Here is a 14,370-nt window from a genome sequence, read left to right on the forward strand (position 1 = left end):
CCTATTTATCTTATTTCTTCTCGAGGTTGTACTTCTTGAGGTAGCGGTAGAGTGTCACGCGGCTGACATTGAGGAGGTTCGCGAGGCGGCTGACATTGCCGCCAGCGGCCTGCCATGCCTTGACGAAGACCTCTTTGTCTTCCTTCCACTTGTTGTCCGGCTTGACATCGCCCATGAGGCTGATGTTCTCCGGTGCAATCGTGTCTTTCGGCGTGTTGAAGAAGGCATATTCAAGCACGCTCTGCAGCTGCTTGATGTTGCCCGGCCAGTCGTAATGCTTGAGAAGCTCATCCGTCTCAGGCAGGATGCGCTTCGGCTTCATCTGATGCTGCTCCGCGAGCTCCGCGACGATGTGATCCGCCAGCTTCGGGATGTCCTCGCGACGGCTGCGCAGAGGCGGTACGCGCACGACGCTCTTCGAGACGATGTCATAGAGCTCCGGCGCGAAGAGGCCGCGCTCCGTCAGGCGCTTGAGGTCGCTGTCGCAGGCGGCGATGATGCGCACGTCGATGTCGCGCTCGACCGTCTCGCCGATGCGGTGCGTCTTGCCTTCCTTGAGTGCTTTCGCCAGCGCGACGGCAATCGAGCGCGGCATCTTCTCGATCTCATCGAGAAAGAGCGTGCCGCCCGAGGCGAGTTCCAGGCGGCCCTGGTGGCTCGCATCCGGCCCCATGACGGTGCCGAAGAGCTCCTGCTCCAGGATCTCAGGCGTCGCATCGCCGCAGCGCAGCGTGATGAGCGGGCCCGCCGCGCGCGGGCTCGCCTGATGGATGCCGTGCGCCATGCGCTGCTTGCCCGTGCCGGCCTCGCCCTGGATCAGCACGTGGTGCTTGTTCTTGGCCACGCGGGCGGCCTTCGCGCGGACGCTCGCAAACGTCGTGCCTTCGCCAACCATCGAGTTGAGGCTGTACTTCGCCGTGTAGCCCGCAGCATGCGCGACGAGCGTGCGCAGGTCCTCGATGGGCATCGAGACGACGACGACCGACTCGACGGCGCGATCGGCATCTCGCTCCAGCGGCACGACCGTCGTGATGTCCTCATACGTCTTCTTCGGCGTGATCCACGTGACTTCTTTATTGTACGAAGGCACGCCGTTGAAGCCCTTGTAGATCGGCGTGTGCTGATAGTTCATGATGACATCGTTGAGGTTCGACGTGTACTTCTTGTCATCCGGCCGCTTGGCGCCGATGCCCTCAAGGCGCGTGTGGCCGAGCTTATTGGCATAGGCGACCTCGCCTCCCGGCATGACGTGATAGACCGCAAACGGTGTCGCGTCGAGGATTGCCTCCTCGGCCTTGATGCGGACCGATTCCGCGAGATGTGCCTCGAGCGCGTTCTTCATCGTCAAGAGCAGCGCGATGATGGCATCCTGCGGCATCGGCACCTGCTCCATCGAGACGAGCGTGATGATGTACTGGAACTCTCCATTGACCTTGATGGGCGCCGAGCAGGCATCGCCGAGCTGGCATTCCTTGACCCACATCTCCGGGCCGAACATCCAGAACGGCGTCTGATGCGCATAAGCCACGCTGATGCTCGACGTGCCGACATCCTCGACGCCGACGCGCACGCCCTCGATCTCGCCCGGCGTCATCTGATAGAACGGCAGCGAATAGCTCTTGAGCACGCGGCATTCCGAATCGATGAGCAGCAGCGACAGATTGTACTCCTGGAAGAATTCGCGGATGTCCTCGCTGATACCGCTGAGGTAGTCGATCGCATCCTGGTTCTTCGCCTGGAGCGCGGCAAACTCCTCCTTTGGCAGTTTGCGCGACACATCCATCTTCTCCGTGCCGATGCCGAGCTCCCGGCTCTTCATCCACGACTCCGCCACCCACGGATGGACATTCGGGTCGAGTATCCCCTCTTCTACGAACTTGCGATAATAGCCCTCGAGCTTCTCCCTGCTGCGATGTTCCCTTATCACGTCAATCCCCCCTAAACATAGAATTTCTCTTATTATGTGATGTACTGCAATGTACCGATTGATGGTTGATATCGATACCTTTACAAGGTTACAATCTTCCACAAAGCAATAAGACTGCACCTTATATTTTAACAATCATCCTTCTCGCCTGCAATTCTTTTTGCAAAAAAGTTTACAAAACGGTATAATATGGCAGAGAATATATGTAAATCACAAAGGCAGGGAATCTCCATGGCAAATCAGTATAAGAAACTGCAGAAGAAGCTCTACGAGAAGAACAAACCCGACGACAAGAAGAAAGAGCCGAAGGTCGGCAAGGACTATCCGATCCTGATCCTCATCGGACTGACCATCTTCGTCTGCTTCCTCGGCTGGGGGAATTTTGATAACATGAACCGCGCGATGTACGTCCTGCTGACGGTCTCCCTGATCCTGACGTACGTGCGCCGCCACGCCAAACTCTCCGAGACGAGAGCCATCTACGTCGAACGCGCCAGCGCCGCGAGCATCGGCCTCGCGATTGCGCTGTTCTTCATCGTCCTCTACTACCAGTTCTTCGGTTGAACCCAAAAAGAAAAAGCTCTGACAATGTCAGAGCTCTTTTTTTATCACGATCTTGCCGATTGACTCAGAGGACGGCCGTGACCTCTACCTCGCAGAGTGCGCCGGCTGGCAGGTCCTTGACCGCCACGCAGCTCCTGGCCGGCTTGGAGATGAAATGCTTGGCGTAGACTTCGTTGAAGGCCTTGAAATCCGCGATCTCCGCGAGGAAGCACGTCGTCTTGACGACGTGGCTCATGTCCGTGCCGGCTTCCTTGAGCACGGCCTCGACATTGCGGCAGCACTGCTCGGCCTGCCCCTCGATCGTCGTGGCGACGATCTTGCCCTCTGCCGGATTGATGGCAATCTGGCCCGAGCAGTAGAGCACACCATTTGCCTCGATGGCCTGGCTGTACGGGCCGACAGCTGCCGGCGCCTGATCCGTGTGAATGACTTTCATGGTGATTCCTCCTCATGGTGAACTACAATCTGTCTCTATTCTACATCATGAGGCGCCGCGTTACAAGTTTACAATCGCGACAGGCAGGATCACTCGCAGCAGCTCGTCTTCATGCGCGGGATGACGATGTGGCCGCGCTCGATTTCCTTGCGGTGGCAGTGCGGGCACTCGTTCTCAATGATGCCCGTGTAGCCGCAGACCGGGTCGCGGTCGACCGGATGGTTGATCGAGAAGTAGCCCATGTCGGCGTCGTGCATGGCGCGGACAACAGCCTCGAAAGCCTTGACATTCTTCGACGGATCGCCGTCCATCTCGATGTAGGCAATGTGGCCGGCATTCTCGAGCGCATGGTACGGCGCCTCGATGCGGATCTTGTCGATGGCCTTGATCGGGTAGTAGACCGGCACGTGGCTGGAGTTCGTCATGTACTCGCGGTCCGTGACACCCGGGATGATGCCGTACTTCTTGCGGTTCGCGCGCTGGAACTGGCCCGCCGTCGACTCAGCCGGCGTGCCGAACGTCGACCAGTTGCGGTGCTCTTCCTCCGTGTAGGCATCCGTGCGCTCGCGCAGGTGACCGACAATCTTGAGGCCGAGCTCCTGCGCCTCCTCGCTCTCGCCGTGATGCTTGCCGACGAGCGCCTTGAGGCACTCCGCGAGGCCGCAGAAGCCGATGGAGTACGAAGCGTGCTTGAGGACTTCCTTGATGGAATCCGTCGGCTTGAGCTTCTCGCTGTCCATCCAGACGCCCTGCCCCATGAGGAACGGGTAGTTGTAGACGTGCTTCTGCTCGATGATCGCGAGGCGCGAGAGCAGGTAGTCGTGGCTGAGTTCAATGTAGTGGTCGTAGAGCTCCCAGAACTTCTTGAGGTCGCCCTTGGCCTCGAGCGCGAGCTTCGGCAGGTTGATCGTCGTGAACGAGAAGTTGCCGCGGCTGCCCGACTCCTCCGGGCCGTTGACATTGCTCATGACGCGCGTGCGGCAGCCCATCGTCGCGACGACGCTGTTGTAGTCGCCTGGCTTGTAGTACTGCAGATTGTACGGCGCGTCGATGTTGACGAAGTTCGGGAACAGCCGCTTGGCGCTGACCTTGCACGCCTTGAGGAAGAGGTCGTAGTTCGCATCGCCGGGGTTGTAGTTGACGCCCGCCTTGAGCTGGAAGACCGAGATCGGGAAGATCGGCGTCTCGCCGTAGCCGAGGCCAGCCCAGATGGCGTTGAGGACCTCGCTGATGACGAGGCGGCCCTCAGGCGACGTGTCCATGCCGTAGTTGATGGACGAGAACGGCACCTGTGCGCCAGCGCGGCTGTGCAGCGTATTGAAGTTGTGGATGAGTGCCTCCATCGCCTGATGCGTCTCCTCGACAACGTCGGCGCAGGCCAGGTGATAGATGTTGACCGCATCGACGACGACATCCGTCGTCGGCTTGTGGTACTCATCCGCAAGCGTTGCCTCGAGTGCTGCGACGAGCGTGTCCATGCTCTCCTTGGCCTTCGGATCGTCATCGCTTTCCGTGAAGTGACAGTGCTCCATGGAAAGGTGTTCCTTGAATACGGCCTTGAAGGCGCCGTAATCGCGGAACGGATCCATGCCGAAGCGATAAATCAGAGCCTTGTGTGCCTCATCGAAGATGGCCTTGCGGAAGGACTTGCGCACGCCCTCTGCCATCGCGTAGTCAAAGGCATTGATGCTCTGGCCGCCGAACATGTCATTCTGGTTCGACTGGATGGCGATGCAGGCAAGCGACGCATAGGCGCGGATCGAGTTCGGCTCGCGCAAAAAGCCGTGGCCCGTCGAGAAGCCGCCGTGGAAGAGCTTCAAGAGGTCGATCTGGCAGCAGTTGAACGTGATCAGCGAGAAGTCCTTGTCGTGGATGTGGATGTAGTTCTCGCGGTCTGCCTCAGCGTACTCCTCGTCGAGCACGTAATTGTCGACGAAGTGCTTCGCGCCCTCGGCGCCGAGCTTGAGCATGATGCCCATCGAGGCATCCGTATTGATGTTCGCATTGTCGCGCTTGAGGTCCGAGTCGACCGAGTCCGCAAAGAAGATGTCGCGGTACGACTCCATGAGGTGCTTCTGCGCCGCGCGGCGCTCCGCATGCTTCTGGCGGTAGGTGATGTACTTCTTCGCGATGTCGTAGAAGTCGTACTTCATGAGCTCCTGCTCGACGATATCCTGGATCTCCTCGACGCTGACGTTGTCGCGGTCCTTGATGTCCCATTCGACCTGGCTCGTCACCTCGTCGATGTCCTTTTCCGACATCGTGTTGCCGCCGTCGGAATTGGCACCGGCGATGGCGTGGTAGATCTTTTCGCGATTATATGGCACGGTGTGGCCAGAACGTTTCGTTACAGTCTTCAGATTCATATGGTTCGTGCGCCGCGAGCTTTCGGCTCATCTTGTGCAGCGCCTCTGCGCCTCCCCTATATATAGTGTTCCGTTTCTTGATGACAGGTATATATTGTATCAGAGAAGCGCCCCTCTGGCAATCACGAAAATCACGCGGACAGACGGAAAACCACTCTCTGATGCTTCTTCCTGCAGATTCCAGCACCGTTTACAGCGCATTCTCAAATTGACGAACGACACGATTTCAGGTAAAATATAGCGGGATTTTTCGACAATCAAGGAACGACTCAATCCGCTATATAGACGGCTGCCCCAGGCAGCCTGGAACCGAGGTAATCGCATGCAACTTTCTACCGAGAGACAGGACCGTCTCATCCGCTGGCTGACGGCATCGGGCATCTACTACATCTGCCTGATCGCCTTCTACATCGACATCGGACAGGACATGGGCGCGGAGTACTTCATCCCCGTCTTCCTGCCCGTCATGCTCGCGCTCGTGCTCGTGCAGTACGGCACGCGCGTTCCGCTCTTCTCGTGGGCTACCCTGCCGAACCTCTTCACAGGGCTCGCCTGGTGCAGCGCCTTCCCGCTGCTCTACACCTGGACGTACCACCAGGACTGGTACATGTCGAAGATCTGCTTCGACTTCCTCGTCGGCACCTCGCTCTTCCTCTTGCTCACCGCGCTTGAAGGAGCGCTCTTCCGGCTCGGGCACGAGAAGATCATCGCCTTCTTCATGGCGCTACTGAATCTCTTCGGCATCGTCATCCCCTTCATCCAGTACGCCTACTACTTCATCGTCTGGCACTGCCTCTCGCCCGCCTCGCTGATGGCGCTCTACCTGACGAACTGGCGCGAGAGCATCGACTTCATCGAGTCGAACGTCGGCGTCGTCCCCGCCTGCTTCATCATCGCGGGGCTCGCGCTCTTCCTCTACGCCTGCTGGCGCGGCCACATGGCCTTTGCGCGCCGCCTCGAGCAGGAAGACTCGACGGCAGGCCGCATGGGCGCGCTCGCACTGCTCGTCATCGGCTCGCTCGTCTCACTCTGGTGGTACGTGCCGCAGACCTCGATTGCCGACCTCTGGAACGACGTCGACACCTACGTCAAGCAGACGCAGACCTACAGCCTCAACTACGAGGAGCGCTTTGCCAGCCTCTCCATCGAGGGAACACAGACACTCGCAGCAAAATCGCCCGGCACGGTCATCGTCGTCATCGGCGAATCAGCCTCGCGCAACTACATGAAGGCCTTCACCAATGACTACGCCTACGACGACACGCCGTGGCAGAGCCAGCAGAAAGCAAATCCTGACTTCCTCTTCTTCCAGAACGCCTACTCCTCGTGGTCGCAGACCGTGCCGGTCCTGCAACGCGCCCTAACGGAGCAGAGCCAGTACAACGACAAGGAGTTCTTCAACTCGGCCTCCATCCTCGACGTCGCCAAGAAGTCGGGCTACGACACCTACTGGTTCAGCAACCAGGGACGCTACGGCCAGTACGACAGCGCCATCACGCTCGTCGCCAAGACGGCCGACCACGCAGAGTGGACCGACGACTCCTACAACTTCTCCGACAAGTACGACGAGACCCTCTTGCCGTACCTGACGCAGGTCGATCCCAACAAGAACAACTTCATCGTCCTGCACATCATGGGCAGCCACATCTACTACAACAACCGCTATCCGGAGAGCTTCAACAAGTTCCAGGGCGAAGAGGGCAGTTCGACAATGACGTCAGAAGCATCGTACGCAAACAGCATACTCTACACCGACTACATCCTCTCGCAGGTCTTCGACTACGCCAAGAAGAACCTCAACCTGCAGGCGATGGTCTACTTCTCCGACCACGGCGAGAACCTGACGATCTCCCACAACCCGGACGTCTTCAGCTTCGACATGGTCCGCATCCCGATGTGGATCTACCTCTCGCCTTCGTACCAGTCGGCCCTGCCGGGACGCACCGCCGCCCTCAGGAGCCACGAGAGCCGCTACTTCACGAATGACATGCTCTACGATACGATCTGCGGCCTCCTCAACGCCCCGTCGGAGCGCTACGACCCCGGCCAGGACTTCACGAGCACGTCTTACCGCTTCAACCGCGACAACTTGACGACCATGCTCGGCCAGTACAAACTCTCCACCGACCCGGACGGCAATCCGGAACAGTGATATACCGACAAGAACAGGCCCTGCCGCAATGCGACAGGGCCTGTTTATGTCAAAAAACCGCCCTTTTAGGACGTTTTTTTGCGTATCGCAGAAAAGCGAGTATACTTTAAATTAAGACAAGATATTCGAAAGGATGTGACTCCATGCTGCATATCGCCATCTGTGATGATCAGCCGGACCAGATTCAATCCATCCGACGCTCATCTGAGACGTATTTCCAAAATAAACACGACACGGTGTCCTATGAAACATTTGATAAATCCTTCTCCTTCGTTGATGCAATCGAACGAGGGGCGGTCTTTGACATCGTCCTGCTCGATGTTTGCATGCCGGGAATCCTCGGCACGGAGGTCGCCTGCGAGCTACGCAAGTACAACAGCAGCACGGAAATCATCTTCCTGACGACGAGCGATGAATTCGCCGTGGACGCCTTTGCGGTTAAGGCCACGGACTACCTGCTGAAGCCCTTCACGCAGAGCCAGTTCAACAAGGCGATGGACCGGGCCATCTCGTTTATCCGCCAGCGCAACAGCGCCAAAATCGTGCTGCGGCTCGTGGGCGGCGGCATCTGCATTGAGGAAATCGCACAGATCCTCTACTTCGAGAGCAGCGGCCACATCCTGCGGGTCCACCTGGCAGACGGCACGGTTCTCGAGACGCGCAAGTCCGGCCAGGAGATGAAGGATGCGCTCGACAAGATCGCGCCGGGGCAGTTCGCCTCGCCGAACAAGGGCTACCTCGTCAATCTCGCCGCCGTCCACGTGATCAAGTCGGACTACGTGGAGATTGCCGGGCAGGAGATTCCGCTTGGCAAGCGCAAGTACCGGGAATTCCAGGAACTCTACTTCCAATTCATGTTCTCGGTGAAGCAGGCATGATGCCGTCATGACGATGCGGGGAGCGGTATCTGGAGGTAGGTCGTGAACCAGCCTTCTTTCTGCTGGCAGAAGACAGTGGCGCCGTACTTGTCGCGGAAGCGGGCCAGGGACTTCATGCCAAGGCCATGTCCCTTGACATGCGTCACGGGCAGGTCTTCCTCGTCGAACTCGACCGCCTTGTCAAAGCGGTTCTTGACGAGGAGGTTGATGACGCCGTTCGGGCACATCGTCATGACGACGATGTGGCGCGCCGATGGCGGCTGCTTCTGGCTCGCGATCAGGGCATTCTCTACGAGGTTCGAGAGCACGATGGAGAGGTCACTGCTGCAAAAGAGCTCTTCCGGCAGGTCGATGGTGGCCGTCACGGGGATGGAGAGCTCCTTGGCGCGTGCAAAGTAGACCGTCAGAGCCGCGTTGATCAGGGTGTTCTTGCAGTACTGCGGCAGCTTCGTGCGGCTGAACTGCGCGCCGAGCGCCTCGATGTACGCCAGAGTCCCCTCGCGGTCGCGATGGCGCACGAGCTCGAGCAAATGGTCGATGTGCTGCCGCTTCTTCTCGTAGAGGACAGCCATGCGCTGCCGTGACGTCTCTGACAGTTTCACATAATGCGCCGTTGACACGAGCTGCTGCTGCAGCTCGTGTTCTTTTTCGAATACCTGCAGCTCGCGGTAGACCTCGCGCTGACCGCTGCGAATGCTGGCCATGAGCAGGACGATGACGAGGAGCAGCATGAGGCGCGGCAGCAACAAGTCAAGGATTTTCTCCTGGGAATCGAGCAGGCTCAGGTAGAGAGACTCGGCGGCGAGCAGCACGGGGATCAGTGTGATGATGCGCCAGTAACGGCGCGTCGAGGCCACTTCGAAGTGACGGAATATATTGGTGAAGAAGCGCAAGAGGAACGGGAATGCCATAAGAGACAGCGCGCTGTAGAGCAGGATCTGCTCGAAGTAGAGACTCGGCAGCGGCCTGTCCGGGTAGAGGTTCAGAAGGATGGCGCGTGTGACCGTGTAGATGATGCCCGAGAACAGGATGCGGAAGGCCGCGATGAAGATATGGCCTGCCCAGAAGCGGCGCGTGAAGCAGAAGGCCAGCACGAACTGGGGAATCCAGACGAGGTAGCCTAGCCGCCAGTAGGCAATCTGGCGCGACGGGAAGACGTCCAATGAGACAATCGCGGTGACGAGGCCGACTTCCAGCACGATGAGCAGGCACCAGAAAATGAGGATATACCGTTTCTGCACACGGGTCAGGAAGCGGCGGAACGGCAAGATCTGCAAGAGCGCGAAGGGCTGCAGGATCAGGACGTAGACCGCGGTGATGCCCACTGTCATCATGTCAAAGCTCATCGTCTCTCCACCTCCTTCCTCATGGCCATCAGCTGCCGCTCAGCCTCATCGCAGTGGCCGCTCTCGATGAGCTCGGCCAGCATGCGCAGCTGATGGCGGCTGTCGTGGCGCATGATGGCGAGCTTCTGCTGCTCCTTCTGCATGGTATCCGCATAGTCGTGAATCTCGCGGAGCTGCTCCTGCATCTTCAGGCTACGTTCCTTCGCCTGGAACATGCAGCGGATCTGCTGGAAGCCGCTGCGCACGGAGATGACGAGGATGACCCGGCTCACCAGCATGTAGAGGTGGATATCCGACAAGTCCTGGATCTGCTGGAGCAAGGTGGCATAGCCCATGCTCCCCTGATAATAGGTGAGGAGCAGCGGCACAAAGCTGAGGTACTTCCAGAAAGCAGCCGTCGGCTTCCCTCTCAGCAGTTGCTCTCGCGTGAAGAGCTTGCCGAGCAGCCATATCATCCCCGGGAAGCTCAGTAGCAGCAGGCCGAGGTAGCATAAGAAGTACAGGCTGGCAAAGTAGGTCGTCTGAGCCCAGAGCTGTTTGAGCAGCAGGAGCGTCGCCGTGTGGAGGAAGACCGCGTAGATGCCCTGCAATCCGAGCACGAAGAAGTGGCGGAACCAGAAGGGACGTATCGTGAACAGGAGCAGCAGGAAGTGGGGCCAGTAGCATACGAAATACAACTTGTGGAAGACGCTGCCTTGCATCGGCGCATAGCCCAAAATGAAGAGCGCTGCGACGAGCAGGAACTCAGCCGCAAAGATGATGAGATGGCCGACAATCAGGATGTGCTGCTCGCGCGGCGTCGCGATGACCCGGAACGGATAGTAGCGCAGATAGGCCATCGGCAGGAGTGAGAAGCAAAACAAGAATACGGTGAGCAAAAAGATCCCCCTATCGCAAATTATTCCAAGTCAGGACCGCCAGAGCGGTCTGTCAGCCCTGCTCGACGCCGCTGCCGTCGAAATGCGGCACGAATTTCGTATCGGCTGTGCGGCCCTGCTGCACGTAGCAGTGCGTGATGCCGAGCGTTAGGGCATGGTCGACGACCGACTGATACTCAAACGTCGTCAGGCGGCGGTTCATGCCCTTGTGCTCTGCCGCCCGGTACATTGGCGTGTACTGGTTCATCAGGGAAATCTGCACCGTATCGCCGAAGGTCTTGTAGATCCAGTCGAGAACGCGCATGCTCTCGTGGCGGTGGCCCGGCAGCACGAGATGGCGGATGATGACGCCCTTCTTGAGCTGGCCGTCCGGCGCAAACTGCAGCGGGCCGACCTCATCGTACATGCGCAGGATGGCCTTTGTCGCGACGGCGAAGTAATCGGGCGCGAGCGAGTACTCGCGCGCACTCGCCTCGTCGGCGTACTTCAGGTCCGGCAGGAAGATGTCGACCTGGCCGCGCAGCGCCTCGATCGTCTCCTCTGTCTCATAGGCACCGGAGTTGTAGACGACGGGCAGGTGGAAGCCCTGCTCCCTGGCCATCTCGAGTGCATGCAGGATCTCCGGCACGTAATGCGTCGGCGTCACGAGGTCGAGCGTCGCCGCACCGCGCGCCTGCTGCTCGAGGAAAATCGCCGCGAGCCGCTCATCCGTGACTTCATAGCCGAAGCCCTCATGCGAGATCTCGTGATTCTGACAGAAGCAGCAGCGCAGGTTGCAGTACGAGAAGAATACCGTGCCCGCACCGCGCCCATCGGCGCCTGTGAGACATGGCTCCTCCCACTTGTGCAGCGAGACGAGCGCGATGCGCGCCTTCGCCCCTGCCCTGCAGAAGCCCGCCCGCTGCGTGCGGTCGACGCCGCAGCGGCGCGGGCAGAGCTGGCAGTCTTTCAGTGAAATCATCGTTTTTTCTCCCTTCATCGGCTCAGCGGCGCCCCTCAAGCTTCGTCTCATCGAGAATGGCACCGTACTTCGGGCGCCACCACGAGACGCTGCGGACGCCGTTGATGTAGTCCTCCATCGCCTGCTGGTCGAGCACCGGCTCCGTGCCGTCGACAGACTCCGGCACGAGCGGCACGTTGTCTGCCTTGCCGATGGCATGGCGCGTGATGAAGAAGCCGTAGTTGACGCCCTGACGATTCGTGCGCGTCAGGCTCGAGCCGACGGCCATGTACGAGAAGCCCTTCGGTGCGATGAGCTCGTAGATGGTCGGCATGATGTCGATCTGACTGCCGGCCGCATCCGGGAGCAGCGTGCCCTTGTGGATGCCCTTGCCCGTGATGATGAACGGGATGCCGTAGCGCTCGTACATCGTCGGCGTCTTGTCGATGTTGTAGCGGTCACCGTGATCGCCGACGATGACGATGAGGCTGTCCGGGCACTTTGCCTTGACCGCCTGGACGAACTTCGCGAGCTCGCGGTCGGCATACCAGTAGTGGCCGAGTTCCTTGAGAAGCTCTTCGTCCTGCTGATGGTCTTCAGGAAGCGCCTCGCGCACCGCCTCCTTGTCGAAGCCCTTGGCCGCAAGGTCAAGGTCGTACGGCGAGTGGTTCGAGGCGTTCAAGAGCACATTGAAGCTCGGCGTCGCAGGGTCGAGGCCATCGAGCACCTTCTCGTAGAGGACTTCGTCCTCACAGCCCCAGACGCTGCCCGGCACATCGCCGAAGTCGCCGCGGCTGTAGAAGTGCTCGAAGCCCTGCGCCTGCGTGAAAGCGCCGATGCGCTCCCATGTCGACGGCCCCGCATACCAGAAATTCGTCTCGTAGCCGAGTTTTTCCATCTGCGGCGCACTGGCCGTCGGATACGGCGCAGCGAACGACTCCGGCATCGTCGTCAGGTAGAGATTGGCGTCCGCGAAGTCCGTCACGACACCCGTGACAGCCGAGACTGTGCTCGCGCCATTCGGCAGGAACGTCGGGCAGTAGTCCGTGTCATCCTCGGCGATGAGGCTGCGCATGCCGTGCGAGATGGGGATGTCCTTGTACTTGTCGAGCAGCGGCCAGTTAGCAAAGCTCTCCGACAGGATGACAATGACCTGTGTCGGCCGCTCGATCTGCGGCCCCTGTGCCTCTTTCGTCAGATAGACATCAAGGTCATCCGTATCGGCCGGCTTGCCCGAGAGCTTGGCCGCCAGGTTGCGGATGTCCTCCGTCGTGAAGTCGAGGCCATTGCAGGCGAGCATGCGCTCATTGAGGTTGTAGGCGCGGTAGATGGCCTGCACATTGTCGAGGATGGCCTCATTGAGGAAGTCGTCCTTCGTGACGCCGGCATTCTCCCAGTTGACGGACGTCTGCCATCCCAGGCTGCCGCCGAAAATGCCGAGCAGTACGACAATGTATGTCAAACAGAGAAAAGCCAGCCGTCCGAGCCAGCGCACGAATGCGGGCAGGCGCACCCCGTCCGTGCAGTTCTCGAGCCACGCGCAGGAAAGCAGCGCGCGCAGCCCGCGCCAAAGGACGCAGGCGAGCAGCAGGGCTCCCGCCAGACGCACCGGCAGGTAGTACTGCTGCACCATCGTGATGAAGAGCGCGTAGATGTCGTCGTTAGCTCCCGTGAAGAGCATCTGGTTGAAATTCGCGTGGAACTGGCGGTAAAACGGGAAGCTCGCGACAAAGAGAATGGAGAGCGCCGAGAGCAGCACGCCGTTCAAGGCGAGCACGAGCCGTCTTCCCCAGCGCGGCTTCCAGAAATGAAGCAGCAGCCCCGGAACAAAGCTCACGAGCGTCAGGGCACCGGCCGTCTGCATCGAGAGGCGGAAGCCGCGCCAGAGCGCGAGGAAGATATCATGAGCCCCTGTGCCCGGGCCCATGTACGGAGCCATCCAGGCGATGAAAAACCCCCGAAAAAGGGAAAGGACTGCGAGGTAAAACGCAAATACCTTCAGTCCTTCCAGGATGCCCGTATATAGAGTTTTCCAATTCAACCGTGACAGCCATGCGGGCATAGAGATCATCATGGCAGGATGATCTCCACGCCGTACGAATCCGCCGCAGCGCGGATGTCCGCCGCCGGCTCCGAATCGGTGATGAGACCCGAGAGCGTGTCGAGCGTCGTGTAGTTGTAGTTGCCGTCCGTGCTGAGCTTGCGCGCCTCTGCGACGACGTATGCCTTCTTGCTGTGGCGGATGATGGCTGCCTTGTTGATGCCATCATCGATATCGTACGTCGAGACGCTGTTCTCCTTGACATCGACGCCGACTGCACCGACGAAGGCGATGTCCGGCTTGAGGCGCGAGATGAAGTCGAGCGTCATACCGCCCCAGAAGCCGTCGCGGCTCTTGTTGATCTTGCCGCCAGCGAAGACGACGCGGATCTTCGGGTTGCGCGCGAGCACAACGAGGATATCAATCATGTTCGTGACGACCGTGACCTCGAGCTCCATCTTGACGAGGAGCTCCGCGATGGCGAGGTTGCTCATCGAGATGTCGAGGAAGACCATGTCCTTCTCGTGGATGAGTTTGACCGCTGCCTGCGCGATGCGCTGCTTCGCCTCGACATCCGTATTGCGGTGTTTGCTGACCTCGACCATGTGGCTGTTCTCGCGGATGCGGACCGCACCGCCGTACGTGCGCTTGAGCTTGCCCTTCTTCTCGAGGGCGCCGAGATCCTTGCGGATGCAGTCTTCCGTGACCTTGAACTTCTCACTGAGGTCGCGCACGCGGACCTTGCCGTCACGTGCCAGCATGCTCAGGATGATGTCTTGACGTTCTTCCAAAAACATATTAACCACTCCTATGAAACACTTGCTTTTATTGTTTGTTCTTGT

Annotated in this window: 11 protein-coding genes; 3 read left to right on the plus strand and 8 right to left on the minus strand. The window is 59.3% G+C overall.

Annotated features, from left to right (window positions below; translation table 11 throughout):
* Positions 1 to 10 precede the first annotated feature (10 nt).
* Complete coding sequence (locus tag QDI87_RS06450; protein WP_036374343.1) at positions 11 to 1,927, minus strand: sigma 54-interacting transcriptional regulator; 1,917 nt, start codon at positions 1,925 to 1,927, stop codon at positions 11 to 13.
* A 231-nt stretch (positions 1,928 to 2,158) separates the two neighbouring features.
* On the opposite strand from QDI87_RS06450, the gene QDI87_RS06455 reads away from it, so the two are divergent.
* Positions 2,159 to 2,491 carry a hypothetical protein gene (locus tag QDI87_RS06455; protein WP_036374344.1) on the plus strand — a complete coding sequence of 111 codons (333 nt, stop codon included), beginning with the start codon at positions 2,159 to 2,161 and terminating at the stop codon, positions 2,489 to 2,491.
* 64 nt (positions 2,492 to 2,555) lie between these two features.
* Here QDI87_RS06455 and QDI87_RS06460 read toward each other — a convergent pair whose 3' ends face one another.
* Both QDI87_RS06460 and QDI87_RS06465 read right to left on the minus strand, forming a co-directional pair.
* The gene (locus QDI87_RS06460) at positions 2,556 to 2,927 is read right to left on the minus strand and encodes a Rid family detoxifying hydrolase (RefSeq protein ID WP_036374346.1); all 372 of its coding nucleotides are present in this window, start codon (positions 2,925 to 2,927) and stop codon (positions 2,556 to 2,558) included.
* Positions 2,928 to 3,016: 89 nt separating this feature from the next.
* Positions 3,017 to 5,293 carry an anaerobic ribonucleoside triphosphate reductase gene (locus QDI87_RS06465; RefSeq protein ID WP_036374348.1) on the minus strand — a complete coding sequence of 759 codons (2,277 nt, stop codon included), beginning with the start codon at positions 5,291 to 5,293 and terminating at the stop codon, positions 3,017 to 3,019.
* A 322-nt stretch (positions 5,294 to 5,615) separates the two neighbouring features.
* Here QDI87_RS06465 and QDI87_RS06470 point away from each other — a divergent pair, with 322 nt between their 5' ends.
* Both QDI87_RS06470 and QDI87_RS06475 read left to right on the plus strand, forming a co-directional pair.
* On the plus strand, positions 5,616 to 7,445 hold the full coding sequence (locus QDI87_RS06470) for a phosphoethanolamine transferase (protein ID WP_036374350.1): 1,830 nt from the start codon (positions 5,616 to 5,618) through the stop codon (positions 7,443 to 7,445).
* A 143-nt stretch (positions 7,446 to 7,588) separates the two neighbouring features.
* The gene (locus tag QDI87_RS06475) at positions 7,589 to 8,323 is read left to right on the plus strand and encodes a LytR/AlgR family response regulator transcription factor (RefSeq protein WP_278742562.1); all 735 of its coding nucleotides are present in this window, start codon (positions 7,589 to 7,591) and stop codon (positions 8,321 to 8,323) included.
* Positions 8,324 to 8,328: 5 nt separating this feature from the next.
* Here the strand turns inward: QDI87_RS06475 and QDI87_RS06480 are convergent, their stop codons facing one another.
* The 5 genes from QDI87_RS06480 to QDI87_RS06500 form a co-directional block, all read right to left on the minus strand.
* Complete coding sequence (locus tag QDI87_RS06480; RefSeq protein WP_278742564.1) at positions 8,329 to 9,669, minus strand: GHKL domain-containing protein; 1,341 nt, start codon at positions 9,667 to 9,669, stop codon at positions 8,329 to 8,331.
* A complete protein-coding gene (locus QDI87_RS06485) occupies positions 9,666 to 10,547 on the minus strand; it encodes a hypothetical protein (RefSeq protein ID WP_278742567.1) in 882 nt (293 codons plus the stop codon). Before QDI87_RS06485 ends, QDI87_RS06480 begins: the two co-directional genes overlap by 4 nt.
* A gap of 52 nt (positions 10,548 to 10,599) precedes the next feature.
* Positions 10,600 to 11,508, minus strand: a complete 909-nt coding sequence (locus tag QDI87_RS06490) for a radical SAM protein (RefSeq protein WP_278742568.1) — start codon at positions 11,506 to 11,508, stop codon at positions 10,600 to 10,602.
* Between the two features lie 22 nt (positions 11,509 to 11,530).
* Complete coding sequence (locus QDI87_RS06495) at positions 11,531 to 13,426, minus strand: LTA synthase family protein (RefSeq protein ID WP_423791163.1); 1,896 nt, start codon at positions 13,424 to 13,426, stop codon at positions 11,531 to 11,533.
* Between the two features lie 131 nt (positions 13,427 to 13,557).
* Positions 13,558 to 14,325 (minus strand): DeoR/GlpR family DNA-binding transcription regulator, encoded by a 768-nt coding sequence (locus QDI87_RS06500; RefSeq protein ID WP_036374355.1) that lies wholly within the window; start codon positions 14,323 to 14,325, stop codon positions 13,558 to 13,560.
* Positions 14,326 to 14,370: the final 45 nt, after the last annotated feature.

This window comes from Mitsuokella jalaludinii, from assembly GCF_928722185.1.
In the GTDB taxonomy this organism is placed as follows: domain Bacteria; phylum Bacillota; class Negativicutes; order Selenomonadales; family Selenomonadaceae; genus Mitsuokella; species Mitsuokella jalaludinii.